The following is a 20669-nucleotide window of genomic DNA, read 5'->3' as shown; positions in this document are numbered from 1 at the left end:
TCAGGACGCCTCCTTCACTTTTTGCGGGTTACTGGCAGTGGTTTTGTTCAGGGTCGGGTGCAGCAGCACACGGAAGGAATTTTTCTGCGCCAGGCTGTAGAAGTCGTGGGCAAAGTCGTCCAGGTCCGCAGCCGTCAGCTTCAGGCGACGCAGGAAATAGTTGTAGACCAGCACCGCAGGCACCGCGACGGCGATACCCACACCGGTGGCGACCAATGCCGCGCCAATCGGGCCGGCCACGGTTTCAAGGCTGGCGGAACCGGCGGCGCTGATGCCCTTGAGCGCTTCCATGATCCCCCACACGGTGCCGAACAGGCCGATAAACGGCGAGGTGCTGCCGATACTGGCAACCACCGCCAGGCCGGTCTCCAGGGAGCGGCGCTCACGCACGATTTGCTGGCGCAGGGCACGTTCGAGGCGGTCCTGGTGGTTGATCGCCTGGCTCAGGTCAGCGGCGTGCGGGGCGTCACCCACCTGGATCGCGGCATAACCGGCCTGGGCCACACGGGCAGCGGCGCCTGGCTGGGTTTCAGCCAGCTCGGCGGCCGAGTCGAGACTCGACGCCGCCCAGAACTGTTTGTGGAACTTGCGATCCTGGGCCTTGAGGCGACCGAACTGCACGCCCTTGAGCAGGGCCAGGCCCCAGGTGGCGACCGAAAAAACCACCAGCAGCCAGATCACCGCGCTTTCGATGGATTCAAGTGGAGATGCTAATGCCATGATGTCTTCCCTCTGTGCAGGTCGCGGCGTGTGCAACACACCGCAGCCGAATAGTTAGTGAATCTTGAAATCGATCGGGACGCTGACCCAGCCGTCCTGGGCCACATCGCCCTGCTTGGCCGGCACGAAGCTCCAACGCTTCACGGCGGTCAGTGCGGCGTCATCGAGTTGCTGGCGACCGCTGCTTTTCTGGACCTGGATTTCGCCCGGCTTGCCACTGGCCAGGACATGCACCCGCAACAACACCGTGCCTTCCCAACCGCGACGCTGGGCCAGTGACGGGTACTCCGGCGCCGGGTTCTTCAGGTACGCGGCGTTGGCCGAAGCAGGCGTTACCGGCGCCGGCGCAGGCGGAGCAACGGGCGCGGGGGCCGGTGGGGCTGGCGTGGGTGGCGCAGGCGGCTGCTCGACCGGCTTCGGTGCGGGCTTGGGCTCAGGCTTTGGCACGGGCTTTGGCTTGGGTTTTGGAATCGGCTTGGGCGGCGCGGGCTTGGCGGCCAACTCATCCACGACCGGCGGCGGTGGCTCGACCACAGGTGGCGGTGGCGGCGGCACAGGCGGCGGCGGTTCCACCACCGGCGGCGCCGGCTGCGAAAATTCGATGGTCATCGGTGGGATTTCCGGCGGCACAATCGGCAGCACCGGCGTCGGCTTCTGGCTCACCCAGTAAATCACCGCTCCGTGCAAGGCCAGCACCAGCAAACCGAGCAGGATCCCTTCGCGACGGCTAGAGAAACGCTTTGGGGTTTGCTGCGTTCGCAGTTGCCCCAACGGCGCGCGGTGCGGCCGGCCAAGGTCGACCAACTCACCGCTCGGTGCCTGGCGCCATTGCGCCTCGTGTGCACTGGCGGCGGTCTGGACATTGCCCATTGATTCACTCCCTACGGTTTTGAAACAAAAAAACCGACAGGCCTGCATGGGAGGCCGTCGAGGGCTGAATCATCGGGGCCAGACGCTTATCTCTTAAAGTAATCTTTAAAGTTATACATAGATCTAAATTGAATAAATGAACCATCCTGAAATGGCAAACCCACGTCCTGCGTGGCCTGGCGCCGAGGCACCACTTTTGAATGCCTTTCAGGCATAAAAAATATTCAGTAAAGGCATGGGTCAAGCAGGGCTGTTTGCGCACAAATCGAGCAATTGCCGTTGCAGGCTCTGCCCCGCCGCGCCCAAGCCAGTGCGGCCGTACAACGCCAACCGCACGCCTTGGACCTTCGGCAAACCGCTGTCCGGACCCAGCACGACATGCCCATCCTGCACGACTCGACGGGGCAACAAACTGATACCCAGCCCCGCCGCCACCGCGGAACACACACTGGCCAGGCTCGCGCTGGAGTAACCAATGCGCCAGCGCCAGCCGCCCACTTCCAGGTGTTGCAGCATTTCATTGCGATACAGGCCGCCCACCGGAAATGCCACCAACGGCAATGGGTCGCGCGCCAACGACGGCGTGCTGCGGCTGTCGACCCAGCACAACGGCTCCGGCCACGAGGCCTGGCAGTCATCGCTGTCACCCATCTGCTTGACCAACAATACGTCGAACTCACCGCTGCGGTACTGGCGCTGCAACTCGGGGCCAAGGCCGCTGGTGACTTCCAGGCGCACCCGGGGATAGGCCTGCACAAACGACGAAAGCAGCGGCATCAGGCGCTCGGCGGCAAAGTCCTCCGGCACACCGAGGCGCAGCACACCGTCGCTTTGCTGGTTGATCAACACATCGGCGGCTTCTTCATGCAGCGCGAGGATGCGCCGCGCATAGGCCAGCAGGCGCTCGCCCTCAGCGGTCGCCACCACCCGGCGCTGATCGCGGTCCAGCAACTGGCACGCTACCGCGTCTTCAAGGCGACGGATCTGCTGGCTGACGGTGGACTGGGTCAGGTGCAGGCGCTCGGCGGCACGGGTGAAATTGCCGCAATCCACCACGGCGACAAAACTGCGCAACAACACAGGATCGAACATGACGCTCACCATTCCATTTGCCACTGGTTGGCATGGTTATATTTAATTTCAGAATACCTCGGCGGCTGCCCATACTTCACCCTCCATCCTGCCCAGAGGGGTTCCCATGACCGACGATCACCCGCACCTGCAACGCGCCATCCGACTGGCCCAGGCCAACGTCGCCAGCGGTGGCCGGCCCTTTGGCGCCGTGCTGACGCGCAACGGCGAAGTGCTGGTGGAGGCCGTGAATGAAATCCACTTGACCCAAGACCCGACCGCCCACGCCGAACTGCTGGCAATCCGCGCAGCAAGCCAGCAGCTCGGCGCGCGCCTGGACGGCTGTGTGATCTATGCCAGCGGCCAGCCCTGCCCCATGTGCCTGAGCGCCATGTACCTGTGCGGTGTGGAGCGAGTGGTGTTTGCCGCCAGCAATGCCATGGCCGAGCCGTTTGGCTTGTCGACGGCGGCGATCGGGCAACAAGTGGGCTTGCCGGTGAGCGAACAGCGCTTGCCGATCCAGCACCTGCCCGACGCCGCCATGACAGCCCTGTATCGCGAATGGAAAACCCTGCATGCCCCAGAATAAGTCCCTCGCTGGCTGGGGCCTGCTGGTGGTCCTGGGCTTGAACCTGCGCCCCATCCTCAGCTCCATCAGCCCGCTGCTCGGCGAGATCCGCCAGGCCACCGGCCTCAGTTTCCAGAGCAGCGCCCTGCTCACCAGTTTGCCGGTGGTGTGCATGGGCCTGGTGGCGCTGGTAGGCGTGCGCGTGGAAGCGCAACTGGGTGAGCGACGCGGCATCGCCCTGGGCCTGGTGATGATCCTGTTGGCGTGCCTGGCCCGCTGGCTGATGGGCCAGGGGTCGACATTGCTGGTGACGGCATTGCTTGGCGGTGCCGGCGTGGCGCTGATCCAGGCGTTGGTGCCGGCGATGATCAAGCGTGAATTCCATCACCGCGTGCCGGTGGCGATGGGCGTGTATTCCGCGTCATTGATGGCCGGCGGCGGCCTGGCGGCGCTGCTCAGCCCGGTGGCGGCCAGCCACTTCCAGCAATGGCAGGCCGGGCTCGGCGTGTGGCTGTTGCCGGCGTTGGCGGCGTTGCTGCTGTGGGCCTGGTTGCCGCTGGGCGCAGCCAAAAACCTCCAGGTGGCGCCTGCCTTCCAGGGCCTGCGCAATCGCCGCGCCTGGCTGCTGGCGCTGTACTTCGGCCTGGTCAATTGCGGCTACATGAGCATGGTGGCGTGGCTGCCGGCTTACTATCAGCAGCTGGGTTGGGGCGTGTTGCCCAGCGGTTCATTGCTGGCGTTCATGACCATCTTCCAAGTGATCGCCGCGCTGTTGATGCCGGTGTTGGCGCAACGCGGAGTCGACCGCCGGCCATTGCTGTGGATCAGCCTGCTGGCCCAGACCATTGGCTACCTCGGCCTGTTGATCGCGCCGCTGCAGTTTCCCCACCTGTGGGTGGCGCTGTGCGGCTTCGGCCTGGGCGCGTGTTTCGCCCTGAGCCTGCTGCTGACCCTCGACCACCACCGCGACCCGCGCCAAGCCGGGCAACTGGCGGCGTTCGTGCAAGGCGTGGGCTTTTTGATCAATGCAATTTCGCCATGGCTGACCGGTTGGCTGCGTGAACTCACCGGCAGTTTTGTCAGCGCCTGGGTGGTGCTGACGGTGACAGCGGTGGCGATGCTGGTGGTGACCCGGGTATTCAGCCCCTCCACCTACCGCACGGCGCCGGCTCTATAGATATGCATTTAAGATCTAGATAAAACAAACATGCTTCATTGACGGAATAAGCATCGCCCTTAAAATCCCGGTTCCCCTACAGGATGCCGGGCATACCATGGACCTTCGCCAACTGCGCTACTTCATCGCGCTCAACGAGCACCGCAGTTTTGTGCGCGCGGCGGACGCCATGGGTATCACGCAGCCGGCGTTCAGCCGCAGCATCCAGGGGCTAGAGCAAGAGTTTGGCTGCGTGCTGGTGGACCGCGCCAATAAAGACCTGCGCCCCACGCCGGAAGGCCAAGTGGTCCTGCAACACGCCTTGAGCTTGGTGCAAGGCGCCGCATTGCTGAGCCATGAAGTCACGCGCATGACCAAACTCGATGCCGGCGAAGTACGTTTTGGCAGCGATGCCGTGGCGTCGGTGAACCTGGTGCCCCAGGCCATGGCGCGCTTTATCTCCACCTACCCCAAGGTGCGCACCGCCTTGCAGGTGGATAACTGGGAAAAACTTGGGCGCAGCCTGAACCGTGAAGAAATCGAATTCTTTATTGCCGATGTGCGGCACTTCGAGGCCGACCCGAACTTTCAGACCCAGGCCCTGACGCCTCGGCGCAGCGTGTTTTTCTGCCGCGCGGGGCACCCGCTGCTGGCCAAGGACAGCCTGTCCACCAACGACCTGTTCGGCTACCCGCTGGCGACGCCACTGATCGCACCCGGCATTCGCAAACTGCTGGCCAACCTTAGCGGGCGCATCGACTTTGCCCCCGCCATCGAGCTTGAGCAGTTTGCTGCGCTGGCCACTATCGTGCGGCAATCCGACGCCATTGGCCTGGGCGCCGAAGAAGCGTTCGTCGACGCCTTTGCCCGTGGCGAACTGCAGGTGCTGCACTGGCGCAACCTGCCTCACGCCCTGGACAGCCTGAACAACCGCTGCGGCGTGATCAGCCGTGCTGGGGTGCGCTTGTCGCCTGCGGCGAAGGCGCTGATCGAAACCCTGCAGGCGGTGGAAACCCAAGCCGATTGGCCCGCGCAAACGTGCCGAAATCATTGAAGCGCACGCCCATCTCAGCCATCACTTTGTGCGCCACCTTGGCGGTCATCTGGCGGATGTAGAACGGTTCCTTCACCACAAAATGGTGAATGCCATGGGTGCTGCCGAAGTTGAAGCAGAACGCCTGCAACGGCCACAACCACCAAGGTTTCAATACCTGGGTCTGCTGGATCACATTGCCCAGTTCCACATCGCCGTAGTAGTGCATGTTGGAGCTGACAAAGTGCAGGCAAAAGGTACGCAGCACGTTGGGGCCGATGATCACCACGGCGGCGATGTCGATCACCTGCATCATCTGCAGGGTGCCGGCTGACCACTCGATGGGCGCACCGAGCAGACTGGCAATGCCATTGGCGGCATGAAAGCCGAGGAACACGTACCACGCGCCCCAATGCAGCAGCGCCAGCGGTGCATACACCAGCAGCGAGCGCTTGAGGATCGTCAGTTTGTGCTTCCAGGTCTTGGCCCGCAGGATGCGGATAAACGCCGACATGACGTTATCGCCGACCATCAGCAACCGCGCAAAACCCCAGGGCTCGCCGTTAGTGATCGCGCGCTCCTCCATATCGGTCTCAGTGCCGGAGACCTTGTGATGGTTGAGATGCAGGTGCCGGCGCACCCACGGGTTGATCGTGCTCGGCCGCGCCAGCCACACCAGGCCCATCATCAAGTTGTGGGGCAGGCGCTGCTTGCGAAAATACATGCTGTGGATCAGGTCGTGTTCCAGCTCATGGGTCAGTGAAGCCAGGAATGCGTTAAGCAGCAGGCACACCCACCAGGCCATGTGCCCGGTGATGTAGAGCGCCGCCGAGCCCAGCATGCCGAGCAGCGCAAACGCCAGGATGCCTGCGCCCAAAGCATCCTGATGCAGCAACCAGGGGTGCTGCTGGCGCAGGCGCACGCCTTCGGCCAGCACCACTTCACGGATATGCGCCGAACGCTGTTGCGCGTTCATCTGCTGGGGACTTGCAGAAGTACCGTCCATGCTTCCATCCTCTTGTTTATTGATGCTCACATCCTGCCCCAAGCAATGCCCCAGGATGCTAGCCCCGGACGCCAACCTGTTGACCGCAAGCGCCAATCGCCATGACCGAACCCACTTCCCTTGCCAGCTGGACCCGCGCCCTGCGCAAGCAACTCGACGCCCTGGGCCTCGACAGCGCCGCGCTGTGCGTGCAAGCCGGGCTCGACCCACAGCAGATGGACGACCCGAATGCGCGATACCCGCTGTCGGCCACCACGCGCTTGTGGGAACTGGCGGTGCAGGCCAGCGGCGATCCAGCGATTGGGCTGCGGGTGTCGCGGTTCGTCAGCCCCACCACGTTTCATGCGTTGGGGTATGCGCTGGTGGCCAGTGGCAGCTTGCGGGAAGTGTTCGAGCGCATCGTGCGGTATCACCAGGTGGTCAGCGATGCCTTGAGCCTAGAGCTGAGCGGCGACGGCGAACGCTATCGGTTCCGCTTGCTGCAACTACCGGGAAACCCAGCGCCAGCGTTCGAGGCCATCGATGCGTTTGCGGCGATCTATGTGCGCACTTGTCGCAATCGCCTGGGGCGCGAATACGCGCCGCTGGCGGTGTACCTGCGAAGGCCGGAACCGGCCGATCCCAAGCCATGGCACACCGTATTTCGCGCGCCGGTGTTTTTCGGCGCTGAGGAAGACCGCCTGGAGTTCGCCGCACAGGATTTCGACAGCCACCTGGACGACGCCAACCCCGAGTTGGCCGAGCACAACGAAACCGTGCTCAAGCGCACCCTCGCTCAACTGCAACCGCTGACCTGGGAGCGCAAGGTTCGCCGGGTGATCGAAGCGCAGTTGCCGGACGGCGAGCCAAGTGCCGAGCGCGTCGCCCACGCGCTGCACCTGAGCCTGCGCAGCCTGCAACGCCATCTGGCGGATGAAGGCTGCCGGTTTGATGCGTTGCTCAATGAGTGCCGCGAGAATCTGGCCTTGCTGCACTTGCGCGATCCGCAATGCTCATTGGCCGAGATCAGTCATTTGCTCGGGTTTGCCGACACCAGCAGCTTCAACCGGGCGTTCAAGCGCTGGACGGGGATGACGCCGGGGCAGTTCAGGGATGGGTTGCGGTAGGTGGATTTGCGGTGTTCATGATGGCCCCATCGCGGGCAAGCCCGGCTCCCACGGGGGAATGCATTCCAAATGTGGGAGCTGGCTTGCCTGCGATGGCGGTGGTCCAGGTATTGAAGATGCCGGATCAATCAGCGCCCACGGTCACGCCGCAACAACTTCTTCACCCGCGCCACCAAGGCCTTGGCTTCAAACGGCTTGAGCAAGTAATCATCCTCATGCAGTTCCAACCCGCGCAGACGGTCCTCGATCCCTTCCGGGGTCGTCAAGAACAACACCGGCGTCTCGCCCTTCTTGCGAATCGCCTGCTGCAACTTCCAGGCATTCAAACCCGGCAACATGACATCCAGGATCACCAAGTCATAGTCAGTGCTTTCCACAAACCGCTGAGCGGCCATGCCATTGGCTGCGACTTCCACTGCGAAGCCGGCCTCACTCAAGCCCTGAGCCATGACTTGCGCCAATTTCGGCTGGTCTTCCACTAACAACACCTGCATGCCTACCTCTTGGTTTATTACAAACCTGTAATCGAATTGTTCGGCTTTTGACCGAGACCGCTGGCTAAGGTAGCGGCCTGCTTTCTGGAGCCGTTCCCATGTACCGCAATGCCTTGTTCTTGAGCTTCGCCATCAGCGCCAGCGTCCTGGCAGCACCACCGCTGCCGCGCCACGCCGACCTGGATTTGCACACCGCACGCCAACTGGCAGACGCCAGCCTGGCACAGTGCACGGCAGCACTTACCGTACTCGACCGGGGCGGCAATCCGTTGCTGAGCCTGCGGGCCGACGGCGTAGGTCCACACAACAGCATCGCCAGCCAACGCAAAGCGTACACGGCGTTGTCGACTAAAACCCCCACTCGGTTGTTTGCCGAGCGTGCGCGCAACAACCCAGAGGCCGCCAACCTTAACAGCTTGTCCGAATTGCTGTTGCTCGGGGGCGGCGTGCCGCTGTTCGCCGACACTGAACTGGTAGGCGCGCTTGGCATTGCCGGTGCCGGCGGTGCCGAGCAGGACGACGCGTGCGCGGTAAAGGCGGCCAATCAACTTGGCCTGACAATCACCCCTTGAGGAAACTTCGATGAAAACCCTGACTATGACCCTCGCCGCCCTCAGCCTGAGCGGCCTGAGCAGCCTGGCCCTGGCGGCCGGCAACCCGCTGAGCGTGCATGTGCTGAACCTGGAGAACGGTCTGCCGTCTGCCGGAGTCAACGTCACCCTGGAGCAACACGTAGGCGATCACTGGCAGTCGCTGTCCGAAGGTGTCACCAACCAGCAGGGGCGCATCGCCGAACTGTTCCCGGCCAACCAAGCCATGAAGCCGGGCGAGTATCGCGTGGTGTTCAAAACCGGTGACTACTACAAGAAAGCCAATCGCGAGACGTTTTTCCCGGAAGTCCCGGTAATATTCGAGGTCAAGCAGGCCGACCAGCACTACCACATCCCGCTGCTGCTGAGCCCTTACGGCTTTTCGACGTATCGCGGTTCCTAGCCAGCCCCCGCGGCCTGCCGCAAGCGCGGCAGGTCGAGCACTTCAATCGCGCCGTAACTCAGCTTGATGATCTCCTGCTGCTCTAACGCCTTGAGCAAACTGTTGGTGGTCTGGCGCGACAGGCTCAGCATCGCGGCCAGATCTTCCTGGGGCAGTTGCAGGACGCGACGGGAATGCTCTATCTCGCCGTACCCGCCGGCAATCATCAGCAGCCGGTGAGCGATACGTGTCGACGCCGGCATCAGGCTCATCTGTTCGATATTGATCAGCGACAGGCGCAACTTCTGGCTCATCAACAACGCCATGTCGCGCCAATACGCCGGGCTTTGGTCAAGAATCTCGAGCATCGCCGATTGCGGTACCTGCAACAGCGTGCACGGCCCAACCGACAAGGCGTCGTGGGTACGCGGCAAACCGTCGAACAGGCAGATCTCGCCGAACCAGTAAGGCGTTTCAACCAGGCTCAGAATAGCTTCCTTGCCCTGCGCATTGACCGCGCTGACCCGCACCGCCCCCTCCAATACCGCATACACCCCACAGGGCGGATCACCGCGCCGGAACAGGTACTGCCCCGCCGTCAGCTGACGCAGCCGAGCCGCCGCCAGCAAACTATCCTGTAGCGGTACAGGCAGGTGGCTGAACCACTGGCCGGTGGCCAATCGGGCATGCCAGGTTGCCGCAATCATGAGAACTCCAGAGATTGTCGCCCAGTTGACAGTCAGTCGCCGGCTGACGGGAGATGATCAAACATCCTACAGGAGGAATAACAATGAAAAGCCTCGTCGACCACCTCAGTCAATATGCCGCGTACCACCGCGACCCGCGCAATATCGCCAGCCACTTCGTCGGCATTCCACTGATTGTGGTGGCAGTGGCCGTGCTGTTGTCACGCCCGGAATGGGCGGTGGGTAACTTCTGGCTTTCACCCGCCGTGATTGTCGCGCTGTTTTCAGCATGGTTTTACCTACGCCTGGAACTGGCACTGGGTGTGCTTATGACGGTGCTGATGGGGCTGTCGGTGTGGGCCGGGCATGTGCTGGCGGCGCAGAGCACGTTGGTGTGGCTCAGCAGCGGTGTGGGGATGTTTGTGGTGGGTTGGGTGATCCAGTTTGTCGGCCACTATTACGAAGGCAAGAAGCCGGCGTTTGTGGATGACGTGTCGGGGCTGATCGTGGGGCCGTTGTTTGTGGTGGCGGAGTTGGCGTTTCTGCTGGGGCTGCGCCATGACCTCAAGCAACAGATCGAGGAGCGTTCGGGCCCGGTGGCCGTTAGAGGAAAACGCGCCACGGTCTGAAGATTAATGAAGATCCACTGTGGGAGCCGGGCTTGCCCGCGATGACGGTGGACCAGCCAACATCATTGTCGACTGAAAGTCCGCCATCGCGGGCAAGCCCGGCTCCCACAAGGGTTTTGCGGTGTTTTAGGCTCAGGCTTTTTGCCAAACCTTGGGTTTGAAGAACAGCGTCTCGCCGCGCGCCAGGCCGGTCAGGCTGTCGTGGTCTTTCACCACTTCAGCTTCGATCAGCTCGCTCTGGCCTTCCACTTTCAACGTCACACGGGTAGTCGCGCCGAGTGGGCGAATATCACGCACTTCAGCCGCGTGATGGTCTTCCAGCTCGTGCCGTGACAGCGACACTTCGTGGGGGCGGAACAGCACGTGTTTGTCTTCACCCAGGTGCAGGCGGTTCGAATCACCCAGGAAGTGATAAACGAAATCGCTGGCCGGATTTTCGTAGACGTCACCCGGTGAGCCGATCTGCTCGATCACACCCTTGTTCATCACCACGATACGGTCGGCGACTTCCATGGCCTCTTCCTGGTCGTGGGTCACGAACACCGACGTCAGGTTGATGTCTTCGTGCAAGCGCGCCAGCCAGCGACGCAGCTCTTTACGCACCTTGGCGTCGAGGGCGCCGAAGGGCTCATCCAGCAGCAGCACTTTGGGCTCCACCGCCAGGGCGCGGGCCAGGGCGATACGTTGGCGCTGACCACCGGACAACTGCTCCGGGTAGCGATCCGACAACCAATCCAGCTGCACCATGTTCAACAGCTCATGCACCTTGACCGCAATCTGGCTTTCGCTCGGGCGCTGGTTCTTGGGCTTCATGCGCAGGCCGAACGCGACGTTGTCGAACACGGTCATGTGGCGGAACAACGCATAGTGCTGGAACACAAAGCCGACGTTGCGATCACGCACGTCGTGGCCGGAGACGTCTTCACCGTGGAACACGATGCTGCCGTCATCCGGGGTTTCCAGGCCGGCGATGATGCGCAGCAAGGTGGTCTTGCCGCAGCCGGACGGGCCAAGCAACGCCACCAGCTCGCCACTCTGGATGTCCAGGTTGATGCTGTTCAGGGCCTTGAAGGCGTTGAAGTTCTTGCTGACATTACGGACTTCGATCGACATGACTTATTCCTCAGCCGCAGCGGCGCGCAGGCGATTAATACGGTTCTCGCTCCACTGCTTGAGCAGCAGGATGAAGAGCGCCAGGATCAGCAGCAGACTCGCCACCGCAAACGCGGCAACGTGGTTGTATTCGTTGTAGAGAATCTCGACGTGCAGCGGCAGGGTGTTGGTCACGCCGCGAATGTGGCCGGACACCACCGACACCGCGCCGAACTCACCCATGGCCCGTGCGGTACACAGCACCACGCCGTAGATCAGGCCCCATTTGATATTTGGCACGGTCACATGCCAGAACATCTGCCAGCCATTGGCACCCAGCAGGCGCGCAGCCTCTTCTTCCTGGGTGCCCTGCTCCTGCATCAGCGGGATCAGTTCGCGGGCCACGAAAGGTACAGTCACGAAGATGGTCGCCAGCACGATGCCCGGCAAGGCGAACACGATCTGGATGTCATGGTCCTGCAGCCACGGCCCAAAAAAGCCCTGGGCGCCGAACATCAGCACATAGACCAGGCCGGCGATCACCGGCGACACCGAGAACGGCAAATCGATGAGCGTCACCAGGATGCTTTTGCCACGGAACGAGTACTTGCTCACGCACCACGCGGCGCTGACGCCGAACACCAGGTTGAGCGGCACCGAAATCACCACGGCGATCACCGTGAGTTTCAACGCCGATAGCGCATCGGGTTCGAGGATCGCGGTGAAGAACGCGCCGAGGCCGTTCTTCAGGCCTTGGGTCACCACGATAAACAGCGGCAACAGCAGGAACAGCGCAAACACCAGCCAGCCCAGGCCGATCAGGATGCGTCGGGACGCAGCACTGCCACGCCGGGCGGCGTTGGCCGAGGACGCGGCGGAAATAGACGATTGGGACATGTTCCGCGCCTCCTTATGGACGTTCGATGCGCCGCTGCAACAAGTTGATCAGCAGCAGCAGGACAAAGGAAACCACCAGCATCAGCACGCCGATGGACGTGGCGCCGCGGTAGTCGTACTGGTCGAGCTTGACCATGATCAGCAGCGGCAGGATCTCGGTTTTCATCGGCATGTTGCCGGCAATGAAAATCACGGAACCGTACTCACCGACGCCACGGGCAAACGCCAGGGCGAAGCCGGTCAGCCAGGCCGGCAGCAACGCAGGCACAAGGATGTAGCGGAACACCTGCAACGGCTTGGCACCCAGGCAGGCGGCGGCTTCTTCGACTTCCCGGGGGATATCGGCCAACACCGGCTGTACCGTGCGCACTACAAACGGCAGCGTGACGAAGGTCAGCGCCAGGGTGATGCCCAAGGGGGTGTAGGCGATCTTGAAGCCCAGGTCTGCGGCGAACTGGCCGACCAGGCCGTTAGGCGTATACAGCGCGGTCAACGCGATACCGGCAACGGCGGTGGGCAGGGCGAACGGCAGGTCGATCATCGCGTCGATGATCTTGCGACCGGGGAAGGTGTAGCGCACCAGCACCCAGGCCAGCAGCGTACCGATCACGCCGTTGATCAGCGCGGCGTACAGCGCGGTGCTGAAGCTCAGTTGCAACGCCGCCAGCACGCGCGGTGCGGAGATGATGTTCCAGAACTGATCCCAGGTGAGTTGAGCGGCGTGTACGAACATCGCCGCAAGGGGGATGAGTACGATCAGGCTGAGGTACACCACGGTGTAGCCCAGCGTCAGCCCGAAGCCGGGTATGACGGGGGAGATACGACGCGACATAAGAGTCCTTGGTTAAGGGGAAACCACTGGAGGCACACACGTCCTGTGGGAGCTGGCTTGCCTGCGATGCAAGCGTCGCGGTATGTCGGTCACACCGCGGCGATGCTATCGCAGGCAAGCCAGCTCCCACAGGGCATAGCGTGCGCCACCAGATTGTGTTGGTTACTGCGCGGTGTAAATCTGATCGAACACGCCGCCGTCGTTAAAGAACTTCGGTTGGGCAGTTTTCCAGCCGCCGAAGTCTTTGTCGATAGTCACCAGGTCCAGTTTCGGGAACTGCTGGGCATATTTGGCGGCCACTTTGGCATCGCGTGGGCGGTAGAAGTTCTTCGCCGCAATCTCCTGGCCAGCCGGGCTGTACAGGTGTTTCAGGTATTCGGTGGCGATTTCGGTGTTGCCCTTTTTCTCGGCGTTCTTGTCGACCACGGCCACTGGCGGCTCGGCGAGGATCGACAGGGAAGGCACGACGATATCGAACTTGTCGGCGCCGCCGTCTTCTTTCAGGGCCAGGAACGCTTCGTTTTCCCACGCCAGCAACACGTCACCCTGACCGTTGTTGACGAAGGTGATGGTCGAACCGCGAGCACCGGTGTCCAGCACAGGCACGTGCTTGAACAGCTCTTTCACGTATTCCTGGGCCTTGGCTTCGCTGCCACCGGTTTTCAGGCCGTAGGCCCAGGCGGCAAGGAAGTTCCAGCGGGCGCCGCCGGAGGTTTTCGGGTTCGGGGTGATCACGGATACGTCTTTCTTGATCAGGTCGCCCCAATCCTTGATGCCTTTAGGGTTGCCCTTGCGCACCAGGAACACGATGGTCGAGGTGTACGGGGTGCTGGCGTCCGGCAGGCGGGTCTGCCAGTTTTCCGGCAGGGTCTTGCCCAGCTTGGCGATTTCGTCGATATCACCGGCCAGGGCCAGGGTGACCACGTCGGCGCGCAGGCCGTCGATCACGGCACGGCCTTGTTTGCCCGAACCGCCGTGGGACTGCTGGATCTTGACGTTGTCGCCTGGGTGGGACTGTTTCCAGAAGTTAGTGAACTCAGCGTTGTAGTCCTGGTACAGCTCACGGGTAGGGTCGTACGAGACGTTGAGCAACTCGTAGTCCTTGGCAACCGCGGAACCTGCAAACACGGCGCTGGCCAGGGCGGCCAGGGCATAACGGCGAATCGACGACATAGAAGCTCCTGAAATTCTGGGGTGTTGGCTTTTTCTTATAGTTGCGGGTCTAGCATGCGAATCGCCGTTCTTGCTTAGCTCGGTTTGTTACCCGGGTTCTGCAGACGGAATTTCTCTTTGCGTTCAATCTGTACCACTTGCGCGTTATGCACAGTGATTTCCACCGCGCCAAACCGCAGATCGCGCAACGCGCTCTGGATCTCACGCAAAATGGCTGCTTCGTCCTGGCCGTCGACGCTACGTAGAGATGCGCTCATGGTCTCGCTCCTGAAATGAATAGTGCGTGCCTTGCAGTGGCGGCACTGCTTGCGGCGTGAGGGCGATAGTAGATAAGCGCGGATATTCTTAAAAATACTATTTAAGAATGTTTATATAACCAGAAAGAATTTTCTGTTGGAACGTGGGGTTGCGCGCGGGTTTGGCGCCCAAGTACGTAAATAAAGCCTTGAGAAGATCCAAATGTGGGAGCGGGCTTGCCCGCGAAAGCGGTATGTCAGCTAAAAAGTGTTAACTGATGCACCGCATTCGCGGGCAAGCCCGCTCCCACCTTATTGACTGCATTTCAGGGCTGGATTGGGGGGGCTCGGTGCCAATCAATTTCGTGGGCCGGCACCGGCCGGCCAAACCAATACCCCTGCCCCATATCGCACGCCTGATCCAACAAAAACCGCGCTTGCTCTACCTGCTCGATCCCCTCGGCATGCACCTGCATGCCCATGCTTTTCGCCAGGGCGATCACCACGCGCACAATCGCCGCGTCGTCCTCATCCCACGGCAACCCGGCGACGAAGCCTTGGTCGATTTTGAGTTTCTGCACCGGCAGGCGCTTGAGGCGCAGCAGTGACGAGTAACCGGTACCAAAATCATCGATGGCCAGGCGCAGGCCCAGTTCGCGCAGGCGATGCAGTTGTTCCAGCGCCACTTCCGGGTCATCCATCACGGCGCTTTCGGTGACTTCCAGCTCCAGGAACGCCGGATCCAGACCGGTGTCGTGCAGCACCTGGGCCACCTGCTCATACAGCTCGCGCCGGGCAAACAGGCGGCTTGACACGTTGATGGCGATAAAACTCAGCGGCACGCCCTGTGCCAGCCAATCACACATCTGTCGGCAGGCCTGGTCCATCACCCAGGCATCAATATCGGCAATCAGCCCGGTGCGTTCGGCGATCGGGATAAATTCCCCCGGCGGCACCAGGCCACGCTCCGGGTGCTGCCAGCGCACCAGCGCTTCGACGCCTATAAGGCGGCTGCCGTTGAGGTCATGCACTGGCTGGTAGTAGACGCACAGCTCTTGCTGCTCGAGGGCACGGCGCAGCTCGCCAGCGATTTCCACGCGGTTCTGCGCATGGGCCGTGAGCTCTTCGGTGTACAAGGCATAGCCTTCGCGGCCAGCACTCTTGGCCTTGAACAGCGCGGAGTCGGCGTTGCGCAGCAACTGTTCGGCGCTGAGGGCATCATTGGGGAACAGGCTGATACCAATACTGGCGCTGATAAACAGCTGATGACCGTCAAAGATGAACGGCTGTTTCATCGCATCCAGCATGCGTTGCGCCAGGCCGGCGGCTTGTGCCACCTGTGGACAACTTTCCGCCAGCACGGCGAATTCATCCCCACCCAGGCGCGCCAGGGTCACGCCGGGGCCAAACAGTGCCTTGAGCCGCTCGCCCACCAGCTTGAGCAATTGGTCGCCGACGTTATGGCCGAGGCTGTCGTTGATAATCTTGAAGTGGTCCAGGTCCAGCAACAGCAAGGCGCAGCCACGCTTGTGGATCTGCGCCGAGGCCAGCGCCTGCTCGGCGCGGTCGGTGAATAGCAGGCGGTTGGGCAAGTCGGTCAGCGGATCGTGGTGCGCGAGGTGGGCCAGTTCGTGCTCGGAGTCCTTGATGGCACTGATGTCGGAAAACACTGCGACGTAGTGGCTGACCTTGCCCTGGTCATCGTGGATCACGCGAATGGTTTGCCACTGTGGATAAATCTCGCCGCTTTTGCGCCGATTCCAGATTTCACCGCTCCATTCGCCGGTGCGTTCCAGGCTCTGGAACATCTGCTGGTAGAAATTCGACGAATGGCGACCGGACTTGAACAGGCTGGGCTGCTGGCCCATGACGTCTTCGCGGCAGTAGCCGGTGATCTCCATGAAGGCCCGGTTCACGTGCACGATCAGCCCCTGCGCGTCGGCCACCAGCACGCCTTCGCGGGTGCAATCGAACACGGCGGCGGCCTGGCGCAGGCGTTCGCGGTTTTCCTTCAGCGGTTGCTGCAACTGGTTTGCACGCGCAAATCGGGCGCATAGCAGGTAAATCGCCAACGCGCTGAGGGCCACCCACACATAGCCGCGCACCTGCAGCCAGTGGTTCAACTCACTCGGGCTATCGAGAAACTCGATCAATACGCGCTGGGTTACGCCGATCCACAGAACGGAAACCAGCAGATATACCAGCCCCGCACGCAGGGCACCTCGGTATGAAAACAGCATATGGTTAGTAATCCTTACCAAAAAACAGAATCGCCCTACAAAGGCTGCGGATTATAGAATAAGAAACATCCAGTCACTCCTATCTGAAAGCGCGGCTGGTTTTCTCTGTAGGCTTAGTGATAATGCGTGAGCTGTTCTTTTCTTTATCTGAGGGCCATACAGCCTATGTGGTACAACGGTTTTCTTGACCTGTCAGCCTGGCAACTGGTGGCGGTCACTCTGTTGATGACCCACGTGACCATCGTTGCGGTCACGGTCTATCTGCATCGTTATTCAGCCCATCGCTCCTTGGAGCTCAATGCCGGCCTGAAACACTTCTTCCGCTTCTGGCTGTGGCTGACCACGGCGCAGAACACCCGCGAGTGGACCGCCATCCACCGCAAGCACCACGCCAAGTGCGAAACCGTCGACGATCCGCACAGCCCGGTCATCAAGGGCCTGTCCACCGTGATGCGCAAAGGCGCCGAGCTGTACCGCGCCGAGGCCGAAAACCCCGAGACCCTGCGCATCTACGGCAAGAACTGCCCGGACGACTGGATCGAACGCAAGATCTACACCCCGTACCCCTTGCTGGGCGTGGCGATCATGGGCGTGATCGACCTGATGCTGTTCGGCACCATCGGCATCACCATCTGGGCGATCCAAATGATGTGGATTCCGTTCTGGGCCGCCGGCGTGATCAACGGCCTGGGGCATGCCGTGGGTTATCGCAACTTCGAATGCCGTGACGCGGCGACCAACCTGGTGCCGTGGGGCATCATCGTTGGCGGCGAAGAGCTGCATAACAACCATCACACCTACCCCAATTCCGCCAAGCTGTCGGTGAAGAAGTGGGAGTTCGACCTGGGCTGGGCCTGGATCAAGGTGTTCAGTTTCCTGCGCCTGGCCAAGGTGCAGCGCGTCGCGCCGATTGCCCACCGCGTGGAAGGCAAGGGCAGCCTGGACATGGACACCGCCATGGCGATCCTCAACAACCGCTTCCAGATCATGGCGCAGTACCGCAAGTTGGTGATCGGTCCGCTGGTCAAGCAGGAGCTGGAAAAGGTCGATCACTCGGTTCGTCACCAATTCCACCGCGCCAAGCGCCTGCTGTCGCGAGAAACCAGCCTGTTGGACGACCGCCACCACCTGCGCATCCAGAGCATGCTGGAACACAGCCAGGCCTTGAAAGTGATCTATGAAAAGCGCCTGGCGCTGCAGCAAATCTGGCTCAAGACCAGTTCAAATGGCCACGATATGCTGGCAGCCATCAAGGAATGGGTGCATGAAGCCGAGGCCAGCGGCATCCAGTCCCTGCGGGATTTTGCCCACCAACTGAAGACCTATTCGCTGCGTCCTGCGGCGGTCTGACAGTGCGGCGGGAGGGGCTTCCCTCCCGCCCACCAGCTTTTTGGCGTCATTTCTCGGACACCGGCAATCGGTCCTGTTGACGGAACTTCACTGCAATTCGCCTCTCTCAATGAACACTTCGCCATCATGGTGGCCCCTTGTAGTGACCGCTGCTAAATCCTGCGGCGCGCCCAGAGAGAGTTGTGCCGATGGTTCACGAAAAGTCCTCCTTGATCGACGCTCCTACGACTGAGCCTCCCCGCCCAGCCGCGGCGGCGACCCTGCTGGCACTGATGCATGCCCAGGGCGAAGTCGAGCGATTGAGCGAGCGTGAGCAGCTGCTGAGCTCAATGCTGGTCAGCGTGAATGCCGTGCTGTGGGCCATCGACTGGGAAACACGCCGCGTGCTGTATGTGAGCCCGGCGTACGAGCGGGTGTTCGGGCGTTCTGCCGGCCTGCTGCTGGCCGACCATCGGGAATGGCGCAACAGCATTCACCCCGAAGACCTCGACTACGCCGAACACAGCCTGGCCCGCGTGCTGGAACAGGGCGTCGTGGAAGACCGCGAGTACCGCATCATCACCGCCGACGGGCAGATCCGTTGGTTGAGCGACAAGTGCTACATCAACCAGCAGGTGGAGCCTGGCGAACCGCTGATCGTGGTGGGCATGGCCGAGGACATCACCGAAAAGAAACAGATGGAGCTGGAGCTGCATCGTCTCGCGACCACCGACGTGCTGACCCAGAGCAGCAACCGCCGGCACTTCTTCGAGTGCGCCAACCAGGCTTTCGACAGTGCCTGTGCCCAAGGCGCGCCGCTGTCCTTCCTGTTGCTGGACATCGATGACTTCAAGGACGTCAACGACACCTACGGCCACTTGGAGGGCGATCAGGTGTTGCGGCGTATCGCCGAGAGCGGACGCGGGGTATTGCGCCGAGGCGACCTGTTTGGGCGCATAGGTGGCGAAGAGTTCGCAGCCGTGCTGCCCGGCTGCGGCCCGGAGATGGCTTTGCAAGTGGCCGAGCGGTTGGGCAAGGAGATTCAGGCGCTGAGTTTCAGCTACGAGGGCCAGGCGTTCAGCGTGACCATCAGCCAAGGCCTGGCCAGCCTCACCGAGGCAGATTCGACCCTGGACAGCCTGTTCGCCCGCGCCGATGCCGCCATGTACGAGGCCAAGCGCCAGGGCAAGAACCGCGTCATAGCAGGCTAGGCGCCTACAGGGTGGGTGCAGGCCTTAGGATTTGCGTACTCGGGTCAGTTCGGACAAGCCCACTTTGAGCAGTCGCGCCGTCTTGCCATTGGCAAGTTCTTCCAGCCCTTCATGCTCGGTCAAGCGCGCCATTTGCGCCGCCAGGTTCACCACCAGCGCATCCCGCGCATAGACCCCGCCCTCCAACGAGTAAATCGCCGCAATCAATTGGCGCAACTCATGCGGCAAGCGCCAACGCGCGCGCAGTGCCGAACCATAGGCGGCGCCAAAGGTGTAGAGGGACTCGCCAATCGCTTCGTCGTCCAGCGCGCCGCCGCCCTGGCGCCAGTCTTCCAGGCAGCGCAGCAGCGCCAAGTCACCCAGCCGATGGAGGATACCGGCGCTGTAGCAGCGTTCGTGGTCCAGATCCAGCATGCGCGCCAGGCGCCGGGCGTAGTCGGCAGTGTCCTGGGACAACTGCCAGTGGCGCTCGGCGTAGGCCACCAGGCCCGGATCGCCCAATACCACGTTGTGCTTGAGCGCCAACCCCAGGATCAGGTTCATGCTCTGCCCCGGCACCAGCTTGTGCAGGGCAGCGTGCAGGGTTTGCACGGGTGTACCGTGATGACCGGCACTGTTGGCGGCGGCGATGAGCACGGCGGTGATTTGTGGGTCCATGCGCACTTGGTCTTCCAGGCGCGTGAGGTCCAGGCCTTCTGGCCCGAGGCTATGTTGCACGGCGGCTTTCACATCCACCCGCAATGGTGCGCCATCGGAGGCCTCGCGGCGGCGCTCCAGGAATACCGGCAAGGTCATGCCGGGCGCCAGCGGTGGGATCTCGCAGTAAACATTCTCGCCTTCGTTGAGCAGCAGGTCTTGCAGGCGCTGCGTCAGGCCGTCCATGTTCAGGGGTTTGGTCAGGTACGCCGTGGGCGCCAGGGGCAGGGCTTCGCGCACGCTGGCGCTGTCATTGCGACTACTGAGCAGAATGAACGGCAGCGCGGGCGAGCGGCGCTTCTGGCGCACCTTGCGCAGCAGGCTCAGCCCATCGATGCCCGGCAGCTCCCAATCCGCCAGGATCAGGTCGTAGGCTTTTTCTCGCAGCAACGTGGCCGCGTGCTGCCCGTCGGCACACACATCCAGCCGCGCATCGCAGCGCACATTCAACAGCACTTGCTTGAGCAGATCCCGCGACCAAGGATCCGCCTCGGCAATCAATACGCGGGGTACAGCGGGTAAATCAACAGCAGTCATCCAGCACGCTCCCTCGGCAATGCTGCAACCTTAGACAATGGAGGGGCCTACGTACAATGAACAAGGCCTGAATGTGCGGCAATAGGCACAAAAAAACCCGCCGAAGCGGGTTTTT

General features: G+C 61.9%; 22 protein-coding genes. 9 read left to right on the top strand and 13 right to left on the bottom strand.

All coding sequences use genetic code 11. The features are described 5' to 3' along the window. The 3 genes from KUA23_RS01045 to KUA23_RS01035 all read right to left on the bottom strand — a co-directional run bounded on the left by KUA23_RS01045 (position 1) and on the right by KUA23_RS01035 (position 2682). On the bottom strand, positions 1–723 hold the full coding sequence (locus KUA23_RS01045) for a MotA/TolQ/ExbB proton channel family protein (RefSeq protein ID WP_252994249.1): 723 nt from the start codon (positions 721–723) through the stop codon (positions 1–3). 51 nt (positions 724–774) lie between these two features. Further along, on the bottom strand, positions 775–1590 hold the full coding sequence (locus KUA23_RS01040) for an energy transducer TonB (RefSeq protein ID WP_100491754.1): 816 nt from the start codon (positions 1588–1590) through the stop codon (positions 775–777). Positions 1591–1830: 240 nt separating this feature from the next. Further along, on the bottom strand, positions 1831–2682 hold the full coding sequence (locus KUA23_RS01035) for a LysR family transcriptional regulator (protein ID WP_252993324.1): 852 nt from the start codon (positions 2680–2682) through the stop codon (positions 1831–1833). A 106-nt stretch (positions 2683–2788) separates the two neighbouring features. Here KUA23_RS01035 and KUA23_RS01030 point away from each other — a divergent pair, with 106 nt between their 5' ends. From KUA23_RS01030 to KUA23_RS01020, 3 genes are all read left to right on the top strand, one after another. Then, positions 2789–3250 carry a nucleoside deaminase gene (locus KUA23_RS01030; protein ID WP_126569777.1) on the top strand — a complete coding sequence of 154 codons (462 nt, stop codon included), beginning with the start codon at positions 2789–2791 and terminating at the stop codon, positions 3248–3250. Next, complete coding sequence (locus tag KUA23_RS01025) at positions 3237–4406, top strand: CynX/NimT family MFS transporter (RefSeq protein WP_214498292.1); 1170 nt, start codon at positions 3237–3239, stop codon at positions 4404–4406. The genes KUA23_RS01030 and KUA23_RS01025 overlap by 14 nt, the downstream gene beginning before the upstream one ends. 97 nt (positions 4407–4503) lie before the next feature. After that, a complete protein-coding gene (locus KUA23_RS01020) occupies positions 4504–5439 on the top strand; it encodes a LysR family transcriptional regulator (protein ID WP_252993323.1) in 936 nt (311 codons plus the stop codon). Here the strand turns inward: KUA23_RS01020 and KUA23_RS01015 are convergent. Further along, positions 5330–6424 carry a fatty acid desaturase gene (locus KUA23_RS01015; protein WP_252993322.1) on the bottom strand — a complete coding sequence of 365 codons (1095 nt, stop codon included), beginning with the start codon at positions 6422–6424 and terminating at the stop codon, positions 5330–5332. The genes KUA23_RS01020 and KUA23_RS01015 overlap by 110 nt on opposite strands. A gap of 101 nt (positions 6425–6525) precedes the next feature. On the opposite strand from KUA23_RS01015, the gene KUA23_RS01010 reads away from it, so the two are divergent. Beyond that, positions 6526–7530 (top strand): AraC family transcriptional regulator, encoded by a 1005-nt coding sequence (locus tag KUA23_RS01010; RefSeq protein WP_100491757.1) that lies wholly within the window; start codon positions 6526–6528, stop codon positions 7528–7530. A 128-nt stretch (positions 7531–7658) separates the two neighbouring features. Here the strand turns inward: KUA23_RS01010 and KUA23_RS01005 are convergent, their stop codons facing one another. After that, positions 7659–8024: a response regulator gene (locus KUA23_RS01005; protein WP_058424844.1), complete on the bottom strand. Its 366-nt coding sequence runs from the start codon at positions 8022–8024 to the stop codon at positions 7659–7661. A 98-nt stretch (positions 8025–8122) separates the two neighbouring features. Between KUA23_RS01005 and KUA23_RS01000 the strand changes: the two genes are divergently transcribed. Then, on the top strand, positions 8123–8596 hold the full coding sequence (locus tag KUA23_RS01000; protein ID WP_058424845.1) for a GlcG/HbpS family heme-binding protein: 474 nt from the start codon (positions 8123–8125) through the stop codon (positions 8594–8596). Positions 8597–8606: 10 nt separating this feature from the next. Further along, positions 8607–9017: a hydroxyisourate hydrolase gene (gene uraH / locus KUA23_RS00995; protein WP_058424846.1), complete on the top strand. Its 411-nt coding sequence runs from the start codon at positions 8607–8609 to the stop codon at positions 9015–9017. On the opposite strand, the gene KUA23_RS00990 is transcribed toward uraH, so the two are convergent. Continuing rightward, a complete protein-coding gene (locus KUA23_RS00990; protein WP_071489768.1) occupies positions 9014–9703 on the bottom strand; it encodes a Crp/Fnr family transcriptional regulator in 690 nt (229 codons plus the stop codon). The two genes, uraH and KUA23_RS00990, sit on opposite strands and share 4 nt — an antisense overlap. 83 nt (positions 9704–9786) lie before the next feature. Between KUA23_RS00990 and KUA23_RS00985 the strand changes: the two genes are divergently transcribed. Then, positions 9787–10311: an Mpo1 family 2-hydroxy fatty acid dioxygenase gene (locus KUA23_RS00985; protein WP_078046345.1), complete on the top strand. Its 525-nt coding sequence runs from the start codon at positions 9787–9789 to the stop codon at positions 10309–10311. Positions 10312–10443: 132 nt separating this feature from the next. Here the strand turns inward: KUA23_RS00985 and KUA23_RS00980 are convergent, their stop codons facing one another. The 6 genes from KUA23_RS00980 to dibA form a co-directional block, all read right to left on the bottom strand. After that, positions 10444–11424: a sulfate/molybdate ABC transporter ATP-binding protein gene (locus tag KUA23_RS00980; RefSeq protein WP_034101869.1), complete on the bottom strand. Its 981-nt coding sequence runs from the start codon at positions 11422–11424 to the stop codon at positions 10444–10446. Between the two features lie 3 nt (positions 11425–11427). Continuing rightward, positions 11428–12300, bottom strand: a complete 873-nt coding sequence (gene cysW, locus KUA23_RS00975) for a sulfate ABC transporter permease subunit CysW (RefSeq protein ID WP_078046344.1) — start codon at positions 12298–12300, stop codon at positions 11428–11430. 13 nt (positions 12301–12313) lie between these two features. Beyond that, complete coding sequence (gene cysT / locus KUA23_RS00970) at positions 12314–13132, bottom strand: sulfate ABC transporter permease subunit CysT (RefSeq protein WP_012721625.1); 819 nt, start codon at positions 13130–13132, stop codon at positions 12314–12316. Between the two features lie 162 nt (positions 13133–13294). Further along, positions 13295–14305: a sulfate ABC transporter substrate-binding protein gene (locus tag KUA23_RS00965; RefSeq protein ID WP_028615255.1), complete on the bottom strand. Its 1011-nt coding sequence runs from the start codon at positions 14303–14305 to the stop codon at positions 13295–13297. A gap of 74 nt (positions 14306–14379) precedes the next feature. Continuing rightward, entirely contained in the window at positions 14380–14562 is a 183-nt protein-coding gene (gene oscA / locus KUA23_RS00960) for a sulfur starvation response protein OscA (protein WP_003170956.1), read from the bottom strand. Positions 14563–14867: 305 nt separating this feature from the next. Further along, positions 14868–16781, bottom strand: a complete 1914-nt coding sequence (gene dibA / locus KUA23_RS00955; protein ID WP_252993321.1) for a phosphodiesterase DibA — start codon at positions 16779–16781, stop codon at positions 14868–14870. Positions 16782–16946: 165 nt separating this feature from the next. Here dibA and desA point away from each other — a divergent pair, with 165 nt between their 5' ends. Both desA and KUA23_RS00945 read left to right on the top strand, forming a co-directional pair. Further along, the gene (gene desA, locus KUA23_RS00950; RefSeq protein WP_078046342.1) at positions 16947–18131 is read left to right on the top strand and encodes a delta-9 fatty acid desaturase DesA; all 1185 of its coding nucleotides are present in this window, start codon (positions 16947–16949) and stop codon (positions 18129–18131) included. A gap of 188 nt (positions 18132–18319) precedes the next feature. Beyond that, positions 18320–19321: a sensor domain-containing diguanylate cyclase gene (locus KUA23_RS00945; protein WP_078046341.1), complete on the top strand. Its 1002-nt coding sequence runs from the start codon at positions 18320–18322 to the stop codon at positions 19319–19321. A 24-nt stretch (positions 19322–19345) separates the two neighbouring features. Here the strand turns inward: KUA23_RS00945 and KUA23_RS00940 are convergent, their stop codons facing one another. Then, positions 19346–20554, bottom strand: coding sequence for an HDOD domain-containing protein (locus KUA23_RS00940; protein ID WP_252993320.1), 1209 nt, complete (start codon positions 20552–20554; stop codon positions 19346–19348). Positions 20555–20669 lie beyond the last annotated feature (115 nt).

The sequence above is a fragment of the Pseudomonas pergaminensis genome (assembly GCF_024112395.2).
Lineage (GTDB): Bacteria > Pseudomonadota > Gammaproteobacteria > Pseudomonadales > Pseudomonadaceae > Aquipseudomonas > Aquipseudomonas pergaminensis.
The sequence above is the reverse complement of the archived record's forward strand: the minus strand, read 5'-3'. Positions and strand labels throughout refer to the sequence as shown.